This window comes from Serratia sp. CY29653 (genome assembly GCF_052169255.1).
Classification (GTDB): domain Bacteria; phylum Pseudomonadota; class Gammaproteobacteria; order Enterobacterales; family Enterobacteriaceae; genus Serratia; species Serratia sarumanii.
This window is the reverse complement of record NZ_JBJNLC010000001.1, coordinates 1,281,732-1,298,579: the sequence shown is the minus strand read 5'-3', so window position 1 is coordinate 1,298,579 and position 16,848 is coordinate 1,281,732. Positions and strand designations below refer to the sequence as shown.

Below are 16,848 nucleotides of genomic sequence, written 5' to 3'. Positions count from 1 at the left end.
CGGCGCCGGCCACAATCGGGCCGTTGATTCGCCATAAGGATAGACGCATGTCGCTGACGTTACTCGAAATTGTCGCCCTGACGGGCATTTTTACGCTGGCCGGCACGGTCAAAGGGGCGATCGGTTTGGGATTACCGACGGTGTCGATGGGGCTGCTCAGCCTGATGATGCCGCCGGGGCAGGCCGCCGCGCTGCTGCTGTTGCCCTCATTGATCACCAACCTGTGGCAACTGCTGTGCGGGCCGCGGTTGGGGGCGCTGTGCCGTCGGCTCTGGCCGATGATGCTGTGCGTCACGCTGGGCACCTTGCTGAGCGCCGGCACGCTCACCGCCATCGACGGCCGCCTGGCGCCGCTGGCGCTGGGCATTTGCCTGACCGGCTATGCGCTGTTGGGTTTTACCCGTTTCGACTGGCGGGTTTCCGCTGCGGCGGAGCCGTGGCTGGGGCCGCTGTGCGGCCTGTTGACCGGCGTGCTGACCGGCGCCACCGGCGTGTTCGTCATACCGGCGGTGCCCTATCTGAACGGATTGGGTCTGGCGCGTGACGATCTGGTGCAGGCGCTGGGGCTGTCGTTCACCGTCTCGACGCTGGCGCTGGCCGCCGGATTAGCCTGGCATCAGGCGCTGCCCGGCGCGCTGCTCGGCGTTTCGCTGTTGGCGCTGCTGCCGGCGTTGGCCGGCATGTGGCTGGGCGGGATCGCGCGTCGTCACAGCAGCCCGCTGATTTTTCGTCGCCTTTTCTTTATTGGGTTATTCATCTTGGGCGTTGAGATTATTTGGCGTTCAATTAATTGAATCGATAGCATCTACGTGTAATCAGGTTCGGTATATTATTCTGGGTTTTATTCTAATATGATTGTTTTCGATATTTAAAATACACTTTGCTTATTGGTTTGTTTATGAAATACAGAGTGGTTATGGATTGTTATTAGTGTATTTTACTTTTGCAACTACAACCCGTTTTAAACAGGGTAACCCCAGTGAATCCATAGGAGAATATTGATGAAGGAAATTTTAAGCAGCCAACTCGATGCGGTGTCGGGTGGATGGCAGGATCGAGATGGGAGTGGAAAAAGATCGTCTGATAACGGAGGCTCCGGTTCTTCAAGTCGCGGCGGAAATAACGGCGGTGACCGCGGGCTTCAGTCATTCCTGTCAAAAAATAGCCCGTATGGCAGTGGTTCCGGCGCCAGTGGTTTCTGGGGGAATGGCAGTTCTGCAAGAAATGGGTATGGCGGCAATGGCACTGGGCCGAGAGAGGCCAGAGAATTCGGAACCAAACGCTAATTAACCGATGCAATCCCAGCACAGAAGTAAAATTCTGTGCTTTTATGGGGTATATGATGAATAGATATGTTGTTTTTATAAAGAGTGATGAATCAAAAGTGCTAAGAAAGGACGTGGTTACACGCGAAATTATTAAGGATATGAAGCGGAAGGGCTTCAGAAAGCATCATGTCGAAGTAGAGGCTGATAACGAAAGCGATGCCATTAACAAATTAAATAAGAACAGTAATGACTATTTGGATTCATTGAAAAATTTTTCCGGTGATTTATTGCTCTGTTCTATTTGTGTTATTGTGATGGCGATCGTCTATTTTTTTTAGCTAAGCCATAATCCAGCATTGAATCATTCAAGTTTTCCATACTATAGTTTTCGTGGTGATTTAAATGAGCCATCAGGCATTGGGTATTGATTTATCAAAGGTAGAAAGGTCATCCGTTCCAAATATCCTGCATTTTGTATGGATTGGTGACTTAAATGAAGTAAATACGCATTATATCGACATATGGAAAAAAACAAACAAAGATAAGCAGATATTCTTTTGGTATGACCAAGACTCTTCACTGTGCCATTTGCTAAACAATGCCATACGCGATTTCGTCAGCGTCAAAAAAATTAAAAATAAAGTTAAGGCTGAATTAAAAATAAAAAATCAAGCCTTCAAATATATATATCCAAAAATAAAGACAGATTTTTCTTTTGATGAGCTCGTTATTGAATTTTTAACCAAGCATGAAATCCCTTATCAGAGACCGCCAAAAGCGATTGAAGACGCATGGTTTGGCAACAGAGGTTTTATAAAAAAGTCTATAACGGAGCTTTTTTGCAATGATTTCGATGATTTTATGAGGTATTATTACTATGAGATTATACTAAGGCATAACATTGCCAGTGCAAGTGACATTGTCAGACTTTTAATTATCTATCAGTATGGCGGTACTTATATAGATGTTGATACGCTCCCATACATTGACAATATATATCATAAATTAAATGAATATATAAGAAAAGAGGGCGTTGTCGAGAGTGACTCGTTTCTATTGTTTAAAACCGTATGTTTTTTAAAAAAGATAAATTCAGAAGGGGGGCTGCCTGAAGCCGTGATCGGCTGCGATGAAAATGAGTTAGGGCTAGATGCTGTTGGATTTGAAGAAATAAAAAGGCTTATCGAACTGGACCTCACTGATTTTTCTCTGGATATGATATTGCCATTGGGTGAGACATACGTTCATAAAAATTTATTGGCGCTAGGATCACTCAGAAGATTTAAAGGTGTTTATTTTAATAACTTCATATCCTCTCACCAAAAATCCAAGGCGGTAAGGATCATTCTTAGAGTAATGAAAAAAAGATACCGCTTTTTAGAAAGAAATAATTGCATATTTGACTGTTATATTGATGATGGGTCAAGGTGTTATCTGACCAGGATTTTACCATGGAGGAGCGAGTTAACAACAAGGAACTATTGCGTTACCTCGGTCTTAACGGGGCCGGGTTTAATTGTTGAGGTTTTATTGGGGTTGGCTTATAAGGCCTTTAATATTGGGTGTCTGATAGAGCCCTCCAGCATTGCGGAATATATGCAAAATCCTGATTTTGGAATTGCATTGTTTCAACACACCATAGATACCCCTGATGGCGCCTATTCCACGTGGCGCAAATAAAAAGGGATGGTTTGTAATGCAGATTAACTGACGTTCCGCTTGTTTGATTACCAATGCAATAGCCTGTGAATTTGAATATTAGCTTTCAATAAGGGACGCTGATCATGTTTCGCCAGGAAGCGATCGATAATCAGAAAATGAAATGGCGTGGTCGGGCCATCCTGCTACCCGGTATTCCCTTTTGGCTTACGGCAGGGCTCTGCCTGTTTTTTCTCATTGCTTTTCTCACCTTCGCAATCGCCGGCACCTATACCCGGCGGGTCAACGTGACCGGCGAAATCAGCACCTATCCCCGAGCCGCCAACGTCTATTCCGCCGTCCAGGGGGTGGTGGTCAAACAATTCGTCACCGAAGGGCAGGTGATCGCCGCCGGCGCGCCCATTTACCAGATTGACGTCAGCAGAAGCACCCGCAGCGGTGTAGTCAGCGATAACCAGCAGCGGGATATCGACGGCCAGCTGGCGCGCATTGCGCAAATCATCAGCCGGCTGGAAAGCAGCAAGCAGGCCACGCTTACCATGCTGGAAAAACAAAAGGCGCAGTATACCGCCGCGTTCACCCGTTCAACCGACATCCTCAAACGCGCCCAGGAAGGGATACGCATCATGAAGGAAAATATGGAGAATTACCGGCACTATCAAACCAAGGGATTGATCACTAAGGATCAGCTCACCAACCAGGTGGCGCTGTATTACCAGCAGCAGAATAACCTGCTGGGCCTGTCCGGCCAGAACGAACAGAATGCGCTGCAGATCACCGCGCTGGAAAGCCAGATCCATATCCAGGCCGCCAACTTCGACAACCAGATTTACCAGATGGAGCTGCAGCGCCACGAGCTGCAGAAGGAGCGGCTCAACATTGATGCCGGCGGGGCGATCATCGTTCGCGCGCTGGCCGACGGCCGCATCGATTCGCTGAGCGTCACGGTTGGCCAGATGGTCAACGTCGGTGACAGTCTGCTGCAAGTGATCCCCCACAATATCGCTCACTACGCCCTGGTGCTATGGGTGCCCAACGACGCCATCCCCTACATCGCCGCCGGTGACAAAGTCAATGTGCGTTATGACGCCTTTCCGGCGGAGAAATTCGGCCAGTTTGCCGCTACGGTATCCGTCATCTCCAAAGCCCCGGCCTCACCGCAGGAAATGCTGACCTACCAGGGGGCGCCCAAAGCGGCGCTGACCGCCGCCGTGCCGTACTACAAGACGATCGTCATTCCGGAAAAACAGGTCATTGCCTATGACGGTAAACGTCTGAGCCTGGAAAACGGCATGAAAGCGCAAAGCACCCTGTTTTTGGAAAAAAGGCAGATTTATCAGTGGATGTTGTCACCGTTCTACGACATGAAACACAGCGCGACGGGGCCGATCAATGAGTAAGCCCACGTTCAAACAGCGGATCAGCCAGCTGGATCTGCGGCTGCGCCACCGGGTTCCGATGCTGCACCAGACCGAGTCGTCAGAATGCGGGCTGGCCTGCCTGGCGATGATCTGCGGTTACTATGGTAAAAACGTCGACCTGATCGCGCTGCGTCGGCAGTTCAGCCTGTCGACCCGCGGCGCCACGCTGACCGGGTTAACCGGTATAGCCGAACAGCTGGGCCTGGCCACTCGCCCTCTATCACTTGATATTGACGAGCTCAGCGCGCTGAAACTCCCCTGTATTTTGCACTGGGAGTTCAACCATTTCGTGGTGCTGGTCAGTATCAAGGGGCACCGCGCGGTGCTGCATGATCCGGCGCGCGGGCGCCGGGCCATCAGCCTGACGGAACTGTCGCACAGTTTTACCGGCGTGGCGCTTGAGGCCTGGCCCGGCAGCGCCTTCACCGCCGACAGCGTCCGCCACCGCATTCACCTGCGCACGCTGATTGGCAGCGTACACGGTCTTAAGGGGGCGCTCGGCAAAATCTTTTGCCTGTCTCTGGTGTTCGAAACCATCAACCTGGTGATGCCCATCGGCACGCAGCTGGTGATGGATCATGCTATTCCCGCCGACGATCGCGGGTTACTGACGCTCATTTGCGTTGGTCTGATGCTGTTCATCCTGCTGCGGGCAGCTGTCGGCATGGTGCGCGCCTGGTCCGGGCTGGTCATGTCGACGTTCATCAACGTGCAGTGGCAATCCGGGTTGTTTACCCACCTGTTGCGCCTGCCGCTGGGCTACTTTGAACGACGCAAGCTGGGTGACATTCAGTCGCGCTTCGGCTCGCTGGATACGCTGCGCAGCACCTTCACCACGAGCATTGTCGGCGCCATCATGGACGGCATCATGGTGATCGGTGTGCTGGTGATGATGGTGCTGTATGGCGGCTGGTTGACCTGGGTGGTGATTGCGTTCACCGCGCTCTACGTGCTGATGCGGCTGCTGACCTACGGCTATTATCGCCAACTGTCCGAAGAAGCGCTGGTCAGGGAGGCCCGCGCCGGCTCGTATTTTATGGAGACGTTGTACGGTATCGCCACCGTCAAGATGCAGGGCATGGCGGAACGTCGCATTGCCCATTGGCTCAACCTTGAAATCGACACCATCAATACCGGTATCCGGGTCACCCGTATGGACATGCTGTTTGGCGGGATCAACACCTTCATTGCCGCCTGCGATCAGGTCGTTATTCTTTGGCTGGGAGCCAGCCTGGTGATCGATAACCAGATGACCCTCGGCATGTTTGTGGCGTTCGGCGCCTTTCGCGGGCAGTTTTCCGACCGCATCGGGTCGCTGACGGAATTTTTGCTGCAGCTGCGTATGATGAGCCTGCATAACGAGCGCATCGCCGATATCGCCTTGCACCCACGAGAAAACCGTAAACCGGACCTTCCTTACGCGGCGGGCCTGCAACCTTTGGGATTGACGACCCATGCCCTGAGCTATCGTTATGACAGCCAGTCACCGGCGGTCTTTGATGCCTTGGACATCAGTGTTGCGCCGGGCGAGAGCGTGGCCATCGTGGGCCCGTCGGGCGCCGGCAAGACCACGCTGATGAAGGTGCTGTGCGGGTTGTTTCCCCCAGACTCAGGGCGGGTTGAGGTGAACGGCGTCGATATCCGGCAGCTTGGCATCAACAACTACCACAAGATGATCGCCTGTGTGATGCAGGACGACAAGCTGTTCTCCGGCTCGATCCGGGAAAATATCTGCGGGTTCGCAGACGAGGTGGACGACGCCTGGATGGAAGCCTGTGCCCGTGCCAGCTATCTGCACGACGTGCTCATGCGTATGCCGATGGGATATGAAACTCCGATCGGCGAGCTGGGGGAAGGATTGTCCGGCGGGCAGAAGCAACGCCTGTTCATTGCCCGGGCGATTTACAAGAAGCCGGCGATTTTGTTCCTGGATGAGGCCACCAGTGCGCTGGATAAGGAGAGCGAAGCTGTGGTGAATCAGGCCATCAAGAGACTCAATATCACGAAGGTGATCATTGCCCACCGTGAAACGACCATTGCGTCGGCAGATCGGGTCATCCATTTTGGATAAGGGGGGATATCACCAGCGGCACCGGCCGTTAACCCTGTTTTGCCCCCTAAAAACCCAATATGCTCAGGCCTGCGGGCCGCCCAAAATGGTCCTCCACATGCCGGCGAGTTGGTCTGAACGGCGATGGGGCAAGGCTATTTTTTCTGCCCGCTCCGGTTTTCAATTTACTGGGCGCTTACATTGCGCGATATTCTGGTTTTCTGATGGGCTAACGGCGGATGAGGGAACCATGACGGACAGCCAGGCGTTTGAACAACAAAGCCTCGACAATCTGCTGAGCTATTGGCGGCGCCATCGCCGCCTGCCGGGTGCGCGCTATCCGGCCGGCCCGACCGACACCCTGTGCGACGTGCCGGGCGTCAGCGTCGGGCATCACACCTTGGCCGACGGCGAATGCCAGACCGGCGTTACCGCCATCGTGCCGCCGGGCGATCTGTTCAACCAGCCGTTGCCGTGCGGCAGCGCGGTGCTTAACGGCTTCGCCAAACCGCTGGGGCTGGTGCAGCTGAACGAGCTGGGGGTGCTGCAAACGCCGATCCTGCTGAGCAACACTTTCGCCGTCGGCACGCTGTTCAATGCCATGGTGCGGCGCAGCTGTCTGCGCTACCCGCAGATCGGCCGCGGCAGCGCCACCATCAACCCGCTGGTGCTGGAGTGCAACGACGGCTACCTCAACGATATTCAGGCGATGGCGGTGCGCGAGGAGCACGTCTTCAGCGCGCTGGATAACCATTCAACCCGCTTTGCGCGCGGCAGCGTCGGCGCCGGGCGCGGCATGAGCAGCTTCGGCCTGAAAGGCGGCATCGGCACCGCCTCGCGCTATTGCCCGGGGCTTGGCACCACGCTCGGCGTGCTGGTGCTGGCCAACTTCGGCACCCTCGACTCGTTGACGCTGAGCGGCGTGCGCGTTGGCCAGGCGCTGGGCAGGCTGCTGGCGGATCCGCCGCCGCAGGTGGACGCCGGTTCGGTCATTATCATCATCGCCTGCGATCGGGCGCTGGACAGCCGCCAGCTTAACCGCATCGCCCGCCGCGCGGGCGCGGGCCTGGGGCGAGTGGGCAGCCATTGGGGGCACGGCTCCGGCGATATCGCGCTGGCGTTTTCCACCCGGTTGCTGGGGGCAACGCTGCCGGACGAACGGCTGGAGCCGCTGTTTGCGGCGGCGGCGGACGCCACCGAATACGCGGTGTTGGATGCGTTGCTGAGCGCCGAGGGCGTTAGCGGTTTTCAGCGGCACGATCGCATGGCGCTGGGCCCGCTGCTCGATCGGTTGGCGGAAAATTAAATAACGGGAGCGTGACGTGAAAGTCTTTATCTCTGCGGATATCGAAGGTATCGCCGGCGTAATGCGGCCGGAGCAATGCAACCCGGCCCATGCCGACTATGCGGCGGCGCGCGAGCTGATGGAGCAGGAGGTCAACGCAGCCATCGACGGCGCTTTCGCCGGCGGGGCCACCGCGGTGACGGTGGCCGACAGCCACGCCATGATGCAGAATCTGCGCGCCGATCGCCTCGATGGGCGCGCGCGCCTGGTGCAGGGTAAACCGCGTGGGCTGTCGATGGTGGAAGGGCTGCAACACCAACGTTACGACGGCCTGATGTTCATCGGCTACCACAGCGCCGCCGGCGAGCATGGCGTGCTGGCGCATACCATCAACGGCCGGGCCTTTTACCGCGTCAGCCTGAACGGCGAAGCGGTGGGCGAAAGCGATCTGTACGCGGCGGCGGCGGCCGAGTTGAACGTGCCGCTGTGGCTGGTGAGCGGCGACGACGAGCTGCAACGCTGGGTAGCGGAACGTTACCCGCACGTCGGCTATGCCTGCGTCAAGCGTGCGATCTCGCAAACCGCCGCCGAATCGCTCAGCCCGCAGCGGGCGCGCGCCGAGATCCGCGAACGGGCAATGCAGCAGGTGCGCCAGGGCGGGAAGCTGCCGGTGGAGCGCCGCTTCATGCCGCCTTACCGGCTGACGCTGATGGCGGCCAAACCGGTATTGGCGGATCTGTTCAGCCTGGTGCCCGGCGTGGAGCGCCAGGACGCGCTCACCGTGGCCTTCGACAGCGACAACATGGCGGCGCCAATCCGCCTGCTCAGCGTCTTTTCGTATCTGGCGACGACGCAGAATTGATGCACGATGTGCGGGCTACCCGCCCGCAGCGCACGATTCCTCAACGAAAAAATCCCTTATCAAGATTAGGCCTGCTGGATAATAGGCTACGCTAATTATTGCTCTGTTGCGCTATGTCACCCGACGGGCGCAACAACCCATTCCCATAACAAGATTTGTTTCGCCGAAGGCAGTGACGCCTTCGGCTTTTTTGGAGTCATGAGCAATGAGCATATCCCAAGTTCCGCTTTCGCGGCGGCGGTTTATCGTCGGTGCCGGGGCGTTGGTGATCGGCGCCTATCTGCCGTCCACCGGCGCGCTGGCGCGGTCGAATGCCCCGGCCGCCTCCGGCGCGGCAGCGTTTGACGCCAACGCCTTCGTTCAGATCGGCGCCGACGGCGTCGTCACCGTCATCAGTAAACACACCGAAGTGGGCCAGGGGGTCTATACCGGCATGGCGACGCTGGTTGCCGAAGAGCTCGATGCCGACTGGGCGCAGGTGCGGGTCGTCGCCGCGCCGGTGGACACCCATATCTACAAAAATCTGGCCTTCGGATTCCAGGGCACCGGCGGTTCGAGCTCGGTGGCCAATGCCTATGAGCAAATGCGCCGCATGGGCGCCATGGCGCGAGCGCTGCTGGTGCAGGCCGCCGCGCAGAGCTGGAAAACCTCGGCGCAGGAAATCACCGTGCAGGCGGGCAAGATTCGCCATGCCGCCAGCGGACGCGAAGCGGGCTTCGGCGAATTCGCCGCGCTGGCCGCCACGCTGCCGCCGCCCGATCCCGCCAGCCTGACGCTGAAGGATCCGGCTAATTTCACCCTGATCGGCAAAACGCGCGGCCTGCATCGCGTCGATTCGCTGGCGAAAACCAACGGCAGCGCGCAGTTCTCGCAGGATATCCATGAGCCGGAGATGTTGACCGTCACCATCAAGAAGCCGCCGCGCTTCGGCGGCAAGGTGGCGACCTTCGACGCCGAACGCGCGCTGGCGGTGCCGGGGGTGGTAGCGGTGAAGCAAATCGCCACCGGCGTGGCGGTTTACGCCAAAAATACCTGGGCGGCGATCCAGGGGCGGGAGCGGCTGAAGGTGACGTGGGACGATGCGCAGGCCGAACGGCGCAACACCGAGGAGATTTACGCCGAATTCCGCCAGGTGGCGCAGAAAACCGGCGTGGTGGCGAAGAGCCACGGCAAGCCGGACGAGGTGTTCGACAAGGCTGACAAGGTGATCGAGGCCGAATACACCTTCCCGTACGTCGCCCACGCGCCGATGGAGCCGCTGGACGGCTATCTGTTCTGGGACGGCGAGAGCGTCAAGGCGCGCTACGGCTGCCAAATTCAAACGCTCGATCACAAGCAGCTGTGCGATCTGTTCGAGTTGCCGCCGGACAAGGTGCAGATTGAAACCATTCTGGCGGGCGGCAGCTTCGGCCGGCGCATCGATTTAGGCAACCCGACGCTGGGGCCGGATCTGGCGGCCGACATGGCGGCGGCGGCCAAGGGTATCGGCCCCGGCCACGGCGTGAAGGTGGTATGGACGCGCGAGGACGACATCCGCAACGGCTGGTATCGCCCGATGATCCTGCACCGCCTGCGCGGCGCCATTCGCGGCGGCAAGGTGGTGGGCTGGACCGATACCGTGGTCGGCCACTCCTGGACGCGCCACAGCGCGATGGATGCGCTGGTGGTCAACGGACTCGATCAGATGATGGTCGAGGGCGCCAGCGAGGTGTCATACACCTTCGAAGCCTTCCGCTGCGATGCGCACATCGTGCCCGGCAAGGTGCCGACCACCTCGCTGCGGTCGGTCGCCAGCACCCACACCGGCCACGCGGTGGAGAGCTTTATCGATCAACTGCTGCAGGAAACCGGCCAGGATCCGGTCGAAGGGCGGCTGGCGCTGATGGGCGACGCGCCGCGCGCCGCGGGCGCGCTGCGGGCGGTAGCGAAAGCCGCTGACTGGCAGGGCGCGAAAGTGGTGGACGGACGCGCACGCGGCGTGGGCGTCGCCAAGGCGTTCGATACCTATGTGGCGCAGGTGGCCGAGGTGTCGATCGGCGAAGGCGGCATCCCGAAAGTGCACAAGGTGTGGTGCGCGGTGGACTGCGGCGTGGCGGTGAACCCCGACGTGATCCGCGCGCAGATCGAGGGCGGCATCGGCTACGGCCTGAGCATGGCGCTGTACGGCAACATCACGCTGAAAGACGGTGTGGTCGAACAGTCCAACTTCAATAACTTCCGCCCGCTGCGCATCGATGAGATGCCGGAGATCGAGGTGATCATCGTGCCCTCGAGCGAGAAACCGACCGGCGTGGGCGAGCTGGGGGTGCCGACCATCGCCCCGGCGGTCGGCAATGCGCTGGCGCTGCTCGGGCGGCCGCGCACCTCGCTGAGCCTGCCGCTGCATAATCCCACCGCGAACCCGGCGTCTGACAAGGAGAGAACCTGATGATTCAATTAACCGTAAACGAGCAGCCGCTGACCTTCGAGGGCGATCCGCACATGCCGCTGCTGTGGTTCTTGCGTGACGAAGCCGGCCTGACCGGCACCAAGTTCGGCTGCGGCATCGCCATGTGCGGCGCCTGCACCGTGCATCTGGACGGCGTGCCGGTGCGGTCGTGCATGACGCCGATTTCGGCCGCCGTCGGCAAAAAAATCACCACCATCGAAGCCGTGGGCGCCACGCCGGAAGGCAAGGCGGTGCAGGAGGCCTGGCTTGATCTGGACGTGGTGCAGTGCGGCTACTGCCAGTCCGGCCAGATCATGAGCGCCAGCGCGCTGCTGGCGCAAAGTAAAAATCCGAGCGATGCGGACATCGACGCGGCGATGGGCGGCAACGTCTGCCGCTGCGCCACCTATGTGCGCATTCGCGCCGCCATCCACCAGGCCGCCAAGGCGTTGGGTTAGGGAGAGATGCGATGAGCAACGCCTTGAAAGGGCTGTTATGGCTGATTATCGCCGTGGTGGTGTTGGCGGGAGGATATGCGCTGTACACGCTGCTGCGGCCCACCGGCGCGGAGCCTGCGGCGCCGATCGCCGGAGCGCCGGCCGGCATCACCGATAAACTGGCGCGCGGCGAGTACCTGGCGCGCGCCGCCGACTGCGTGGCGTGCCACACCGCGCCGGGCGGCACGCCTTATACGGGCGGCTTCGCCTTCAAACTGCCGTTCGGCACCATTTACGGCACCAACATCACCGCCGACAAGGAGACCGGCATCGGCAACTGGAGCGACGATCAGTTCGTACGCGCGGTGCGTGAGGGCATCGGCCCGCAGGGCAACCTGTATCCGGCGATGCCGTACACCTCCTACACCGGGCTGAGCCGCGACGACGTGCTGGCGATAAAAGCCTATCTGTTCAGCCTGCCGCCGGTGAAGCAGGCCAACCCGCAAAACGACCTGTCGTTCCCGTTCAACCAGCGTTGGGGCATGAAATTCTGGAACCTGGCGTTCTTCCAGGAGCAGCGCTTCGCGCCGGATCTCAACAAGGATGAACAGTGGAATCGCGGCGCCTATCTGGCGACGGCGCTCGGCCACTGCGGCGAGTGCCATACGCCGCGCAATCTGGGGTTCGGCCTTAACCAGAGCAAGCACCTGAGCGGTGAAGTGGTGCAGGGCTGGTTCGCCGCCAACATCACGCCGGACAAACAGACCGGCATCGGCGGCTGGAGCGACCAGCAGCTGTCGCAATATCTGGCCACCGGCCATGCGCCGGGGCGCAGCAGCGCCGCCGGCCCGATGGCGGAAGCGGTGGAAAACAGCCTGCAGTTCCTGACGCCGGAAGATAATCTGGCGCTGGTGAAATACCTGCGCGATATCGAACCGATCGCCGGCGACGCCGCCGCGGCGGTAAATCTGCAGCCGAAGGGCGCGGGGGCTTCCACGCCGATCCTGCCGGGCGGGCAAGAGCAGTCGCTCGGGCGGCGGGTGTTCGCCAACGACTGCAGCGGCTGCCACCAGTGGAACGGGCCGGGCCGCCAGAGCGAGTATGCGTCGCTGGTGGGCAGCACGGCGGTGAACGATCCGCAGGGGCGCAGCGTGGTGCAGGCCATCCTGAAGGGGACGAGCATCAGCATCGGCGAACGGCATGAAATGATGCCGGCGTTCGGCAGCGCCTATTCCGACGAAGAAGTGGCGGCGGTCGCCAACTTCGTGGTCGGCCATTTCGGCGATAAGCAGGGCAAAGTCACCGCCAAACAGGTGGCGGAGCAGCGCAAGCAGTAAAGAAAAGCGGCGAGGGAGCTTCTCCCTCGCCGTGGCGTCAGCGGCTGCGGCGCGACATCACCCGTTTGTCTTTCGGTCTATCCTGCCAGTCCTCAACCTGATTGTTGAAGTTATCCGCCAGCAGGTAGGCCGGGGTTTTCGCCAGCCAGTCGGACAACGAAATATCCTGATAAATGCCATTGTCCATCACGATCAGCACCTTCAAATCCTCATCGCCGATGTTCTCGATGTAATGGCCGAAGCCCTGCGGCACGTAGCCGACGTCTGAAGGGGCGTACTCTTCCGTCTGCGCGTGGCCGTGCGAGCTGAACACCGTCATGCGGCCTTTGCCGGCAATATAGTATTGCCATTCGTTGGCATTGGGGTGCCAGTGCAATTCCCGGATCGCGCCGGGTTTCACGATCTCGATGATGCCGGTCATGGTGGTGGAGATGGGAAATTCTTTCGACGACACCAAATGCACGCTGCCGGCGTCATTTTCAAAGAACGGCTTTTGCTTCATTAATTCATAGCGGTGGGTCAGCGGGGCGTTATTTAATCCGCCGTCGTTTTTCGGCAATGGCAAGGTGGGCGGAACGGCGCCGCCGACAATATAGGCCTCGCCCTGTTTGGCCTTGGAAAATACCGCCGCCGGCATGTTGACGCTTTTTTCCAATACCTCTTTCGGCATATGCGCCACCCAATCGGTAATGCTGAAGGTGCCGAACTCGGAGAAATGGCCGTTATCGAACGCCAGAATAAAATGCGCGCCGTCTGCCAGCGCCTGAATGGAATGGCCATAGCCTTTCGGGAAATACCACACGTCGCCGGGGCCGAAATCCGCCACTTCGCATTTGCCCTCGGGGTCGAGGATGGTGATGCGCGCATGGCCTTCCAGCATAAACGCCCATTCGGCAGCGATGGCGTGCCAGTGCAGCTCGCGCACGCCGCCCGGCTCCAGCGTCATGTCCACGCCCGCCACGCCTTCGGATATTGGAAACTGCTCGACGGTGGCTTCGCGCGCCCAGCCGCTGGGCAGGCTGCGTTTCTTGCTGTCGGTGAATTTGTATTTATAGAGATGCTGCGCATCGGCAGGCGGCTGATAGCTGCTGGGGGGGACGATATTGCGATGATCGTCGGCAGCGGCATTTTTTACGATGCCGCCGATCATGCCGGCGGCGGCCGCGCTGACGGCGGAGACTTTCAATATATCACGACGCGATAGCATAGTATTTTCTCCAATATAAAAACGCGCGTCTGAATAGGCAGGCGCAGGGAAGGCAAAATTGCTCTTGAAAGGTGTTTTGTCATCGGCGGGAATAGGCTGTGACCCTTAAATCCTAGCGGCTGGAATGTATTGTGTAGGCGCTTATTTGTTTGCGTTTGTTACTAAGTGAGAGCGGGTTTAATTAATTTATCTGAAGTTGAATAGTCATTAAGTGGAATTAATTTTAGTCGCCGAATAGTTTAAATCAATAATAAACGAACTTCATTTATTATTGGCCGTTCGGGCTTTTTATGACTGCGCCACGGTCTCCAACACCAGCTGACGAAACCGCTCGACGAGGCTGAACGGTGACAACAGCCTGAAAACCCGTTTCAAGTCATTACGTAAAGCATTAATTTGTGTAAAATCAGAGTTAACCCAATACCGTTGAGAACTTTGCTATGGCTGGCGTAAACAAAACACATCTGACCGAAACGGACATTATCACCAAATTTATTCTGCCTGCGGTCAAGGAAGCCGGTTGGGATGTGATGTCACAGATTCGGCAGGAAGTGAAACTCCGGGATGGTAAGATCGTGGTGCGCGGAAAACTGGCTTCCCGTATCAAAGTCAAATCCGCCGATATCGTTCTCTACCACAAGCCAAACTTGCCATTGGCGGTGATCGAGGCAAAAGCCAATCAGCACGCCATCGGCAAAGGGATGCAACAGGGGCTAGATTACGCCGGTCTGCTTGACGTTCCCTTCGTGTTTGCTTCCAACGGCGACGGTTTTATCTTCCATGACAAAACCAATCCACGGCAGCTGGAGTCCGAAATTGCACTTGGCGATTTTCCGACGCCTGAACAGCTATGGCAGAAGTACTTTGTCTGGAAAGGGTTCACGCAGGAGCAATTGCCTGTCATCAGCCAGGATTATTACGATGACGGCAGCGGCAAGTCCCCCCGTTACTATCAGATGCAGGCGGTCAACCGAACGGTCGATGCCGTATCGGCGGGGAAAAACCGCGTTTTGTTGGTGATGGCGACCGGTACGGGCAAAACCTACACCGCGTTTCAGATCATCTGGCGGCTGTGGAAAGCGAAAAACAAAAAACGCATTCTGTTCCTGGCGGATCGCAACATTCTGGTCGATCAGACCAAAAATAACGATTTCCAGCCGTTTGGCAACGCCATGACCAAAATCACCGGGCGCACCATCGATCCGGCCTATGAGGTTCATCTGGCATTGTACCAGGCGATAACCGGCCCCGAAGAGTATCAAAAAGCCTACAAACAGGTGGCACCCGACTTCTTCGACCTGATCGTGATCGACGAATGCCACCGTGGCAGCGCCTCCGAAGACTCCGCGTGGCGTGAAATTCTGGAGTATTTCGGCAGCGCCACCCAGATTGGCTTGACGGCGACGCCGAAAGAAACCGAAGACGTCTCCAACATCGACTACTTCGGTGATCCGGTGTACACCTACTCGTTGAAAGAGGGCATTGAAGACGGCTTCCTCGCACCGTACAAAGTGGTGCGTGTGGATATCGACGTTGACGTACAGGGATGGCGGCCGCTTAAAGGGCAGTTGGATAAATACGGCGCAGAAATTGAAGATCGCATTTATAACCTGAAAGATTTTGACCGCACGCTGGTGATTGATGAGCGCACCATGCTGGTGGCGCAGACCATCACTGATTACCTCAAGCGCACCAACCCGATGGATAAAACCATCGTCTTCTGCAACGATATCGATCATGCCGATCGCATGCGCCACGCGTTGGTGGTGCTGAATCCGGAACAGGTCCTGAAGAACGAAAAGTATGTGATGAAAATCACCGGCGATGATGACGCTGGCAAGGCGCAGCTGGATAACTTTATCAATCCTAAAAAAGCCTACCCGGTTATCGCGACGACCTCCGAGTTGATGACTACCGGTGTGGATGCCCAAACCTGTAAATTGGTCGTGCTGGATCAGAACATCCAGTCGATGACCAAGTTCAAACAGATTATCGGACGCGGCACGCGCATTAACGAAAAGTACGGCAAACTGTGGTTCACCATTCTCGATTTCAAAAAAGCGACTGAGCTGTTTGCGGATGAGCGCTTTGACGGCGTACCGGAAAAAGTGCTGGTTGTGAAACCTGATGATATTTCAGACGCGAAGTCTGATTTTAATGAACGGTTGGATGCCGAAGAGAACGCAGAAGAGACCTACGGCGCTGCGCATGAAGAATCGGCGGAATACCAGGCCAACCCGGATAAACCGGCGGGGAACGGTGAATTCCATCAGGATGACGACGGCAAAACCCGTAAATTCTATGTCAATGGCGTGACCGTCAGCGTGCTGGCCAAACGCGTTCAGTATTACGATGCCGATGGCAAGCTGGTCACTGAGTCCTTCCAAGATTACACCCGTAAAACCTTGCTCAAAGACGGTGAGTTCGCCTCGCTTGATAGCTTTGTGCGTAAATGGCAGGCGGCGCCGCGCAAACAGGCCATTATCGAAGAGCTGGAACAATTGGGTATCCTGTGGGATGTGCTGGCCGAAGAGGTGGGGAAAGATCTCGACCCGTTTGATTTGCTCTGCCATGTGGTGTACGGTCAGCCGCCGTTAACTCGCCAGGAGCGCGCCGCCAACGTGCGTAAGCGTGACTATTTCACCAAATACGCCGAACCGGCGCAGCAGGTGCTCAGCACGCTGCTGGATAAATATGCCGATGAAGGGGTTCAGGAAATCGAAGACGTTCAGGTTTTGAAACTGAAACCTTTCGATACGCTGGGGCGCCCGCTGGAAATCATCAAAACCCGCTTCGGTGACAAGCAGGCTTACGAACAGGCGGTTAACGAACTGGAAAACGAAATCTATCAGTTACCGCCGCGTTTCGCCTGATAGCGCATAAACATTTTGCCA

At 57.4% G+C, this 16,848-nt stretch carries 13 protein-coding genes; 12 read left to right on the top strand and 1 reads right to left on the bottom strand.

Annotated features, from left to right (window positions below; all coding sequences use genetic code 11):
- Positions 1 to 47: 47 nt before the first annotated feature.
- The 11 genes from ACJ8HN_RS06220 to ACJ8HN_RS06170 all read left to right on the top strand — a co-directional run bounded on the left by ACJ8HN_RS06220 (position 48) and on the right by ACJ8HN_RS06170 (position 12,747).
- A complete protein-coding gene (locus ACJ8HN_RS06220) occupies positions 48 to 794 on the top strand; it encodes a sulfite exporter TauE/SafE family protein (protein WP_039566272.1) in 747 nt (248 codons plus the stop codon).
- A 207-nt stretch (positions 795 to 1,001) separates the two neighbouring features.
- Positions 1,002 to 1,286 (top strand): hypothetical protein, encoded by a 285-nt coding sequence (locus tag ACJ8HN_RS06215; RefSeq protein WP_154231898.1) that lies wholly within the window; start codon positions 1,002 to 1,004, stop codon positions 1,284 to 1,286.
- A gap of 56 nt (positions 1,287 to 1,342) precedes the next feature.
- Positions 1,343 to 1,606 (top strand): hypothetical protein, encoded by a 264-nt coding sequence (locus ACJ8HN_RS06210; protein ID WP_060430821.1) that lies wholly within the window; start codon positions 1,343 to 1,345, stop codon positions 1,604 to 1,606.
- 64 nt (positions 1,607 to 1,670) lie between these two features.
- Positions 1,671 to 2,948 (top strand): TcdA/TcdB catalytic glycosyltransferase domain-containing protein, encoded by a 1,278-nt coding sequence (locus tag ACJ8HN_RS06205; RefSeq protein WP_442523182.1) that lies wholly within the window; start codon positions 1,671 to 1,673, stop codon positions 2,946 to 2,948.
- Positions 2,949 to 3,052: 104 nt separating this feature from the next.
- Positions 3,053 to 4,327: an HlyD family secretion protein gene (locus ACJ8HN_RS06200; protein ID WP_060427803.1), complete on the top strand. Its 1,275-nt coding sequence runs from the start codon at positions 3,053 to 3,055 to the stop codon at positions 4,325 to 4,327.
- Positions 4,320 to 6,419, top strand: a complete 2,100-nt coding sequence (locus ACJ8HN_RS06195; protein WP_442523181.1) for a peptidase domain-containing ABC transporter — start codon at positions 4,320 to 4,322, stop codon at positions 6,417 to 6,419. Before ACJ8HN_RS06200 ends, ACJ8HN_RS06195 begins: the two co-directional genes overlap by 8 nt.
- A gap of 229 nt (positions 6,420 to 6,648) precedes the next feature.
- The gene (locus ACJ8HN_RS06190) at positions 6,649 to 7,704 is read left to right on the top strand and encodes a P1 family peptidase (RefSeq protein ID WP_033648254.1); all 1,056 of its coding nucleotides are present in this window, start codon (positions 6,649 to 6,651) and stop codon (positions 7,702 to 7,704) included.
- A gap of 16 nt (positions 7,705 to 7,720) precedes the next feature.
- Positions 7,721 to 8,545, top strand: a complete 825-nt coding sequence (locus ACJ8HN_RS06185) for a M55 family metallopeptidase (RefSeq protein WP_033648255.1) — start codon at positions 7,721 to 7,723, stop codon at positions 8,543 to 8,545.
- Positions 8,546 to 8,750: 205 nt separating this feature from the next.
- A complete protein-coding gene (locus tag ACJ8HN_RS06180) occupies positions 8,751 to 10,973 on the top strand; it encodes a xanthine dehydrogenase family protein molybdopterin-binding subunit (RefSeq protein ID WP_342175729.1) in 2,223 nt (740 codons plus the stop codon).
- Positions 10,973 to 11,431, top strand: coding sequence for a (2Fe-2S)-binding protein (locus tag ACJ8HN_RS06175; RefSeq protein ID WP_033648257.1), 459 nt, complete (start codon positions 10,973 to 10,975; stop codon positions 11,429 to 11,431). The genes ACJ8HN_RS06180 and ACJ8HN_RS06175 overlap by 1 nt, the downstream gene beginning before the upstream one ends.
- A gap of 11 nt (positions 11,432 to 11,442) precedes the next feature.
- Complete coding sequence (locus ACJ8HN_RS06170; protein WP_442523180.1) at positions 11,443 to 12,747, top strand: c-type cytochrome; 1,305 nt, start codon at positions 11,443 to 11,445, stop codon at positions 12,745 to 12,747.
- Between the two features lie 37 nt (positions 12,748 to 12,784).
- On the opposite strand, the gene ACJ8HN_RS06165 is transcribed toward ACJ8HN_RS06170, so the two are convergent.
- Positions 12,785 to 13,954, bottom strand: coding sequence for a cupin domain-containing protein (locus ACJ8HN_RS06165; protein WP_193146255.1), 1,170 nt, complete (start codon positions 13,952 to 13,954; stop codon positions 12,785 to 12,787).
- Between the two features lie 440 nt (positions 13,955 to 14,394).
- Between ACJ8HN_RS06165 and hsdR the strand changes: the two genes are divergently transcribed.
- Positions 14,395 to 16,827: an EcoAI/FtnUII family type I restriction enzme subunit R gene (hsdR, locus tag ACJ8HN_RS06160; protein ID WP_442523179.1), complete on the top strand. Its 2,433-nt coding sequence runs from the start codon at positions 14,395 to 14,397 to the stop codon at positions 16,825 to 16,827.
- Positions 16,828 to 16,848 lie beyond the last annotated feature (21 nt).

Coding starts and splice junctions, on each gene's coding strand:
- ACJ8HN_RS06220 (WP_039566272.1), top strand. CDS start 48: ATGTCGCTGACGTTACTCGAAATTGTCGCCCTGACGGGCATTTTTACG.
- ACJ8HN_RS06215 (WP_154231898.1), top strand. CDS start 1,002: ATGAAGGAAATTTTAAGCAGCCAACTCGATGCGGTGTCGGGTGGATGG.
- ACJ8HN_RS06210 (WP_060430821.1), top strand. CDS start 1,343: ATGAATAGATATGTTGTTTTTATAAAGAGTGATGAATCAAAAGTGCTA.
- ACJ8HN_RS06205 (WP_442523182.1), top strand. CDS start 1,671: ATGAGCCATCAGGCATTGGGTATTGATTTATCAAAGGTAGAAAGGTCA.
- ACJ8HN_RS06200 (WP_060427803.1), top strand. CDS start 3,053: ATGTTTCGCCAGGAAGCGATCGATAATCAGAAAATGAAATGGCGTGGT.
- ACJ8HN_RS06195 (WP_442523181.1), top strand. CDS start 4,320: ATGAGTAAGCCCACGTTCAAACAGCGGATCAGCCAGCTGGATCTGCGG.
- ACJ8HN_RS06190 (WP_033648254.1), top strand. CDS start 6,649: ATGACGGACAGCCAGGCGTTTGAACAACAAAGCCTCGACAATCTGCTG.
- ACJ8HN_RS06180 (WP_342175729.1), top strand. CDS start 8,751: ATGAGCATATCCCAAGTTCCGCTTTCGCGGCGGCGGTTTATCGTCGGT.
- ACJ8HN_RS06175 (WP_033648257.1), top strand. CDS start 10,973: ATGATTCAATTAACCGTAAACGAGCAGCCGCTGACCTTCGAGGGCGAT.
- ACJ8HN_RS06170 (WP_442523180.1), top strand. CDS start 11,443: ATGAGCAACGCCTTGAAAGGGCTGTTATGGCTGATTATCGCCGTGGTG.
- ACJ8HN_RS06165 (WP_193146255.1), bottom strand. CDS start 13,954: ATGCTATCGCGTCGTGATATATTGAAAGTCTCCGCCGTCAGCGCGGCC.
- hsdR (WP_442523179.1), top strand. CDS start 14,395: ATGGCTGGCGTAAACAAAACACATCTGACCGAAACGGACATTATCACC.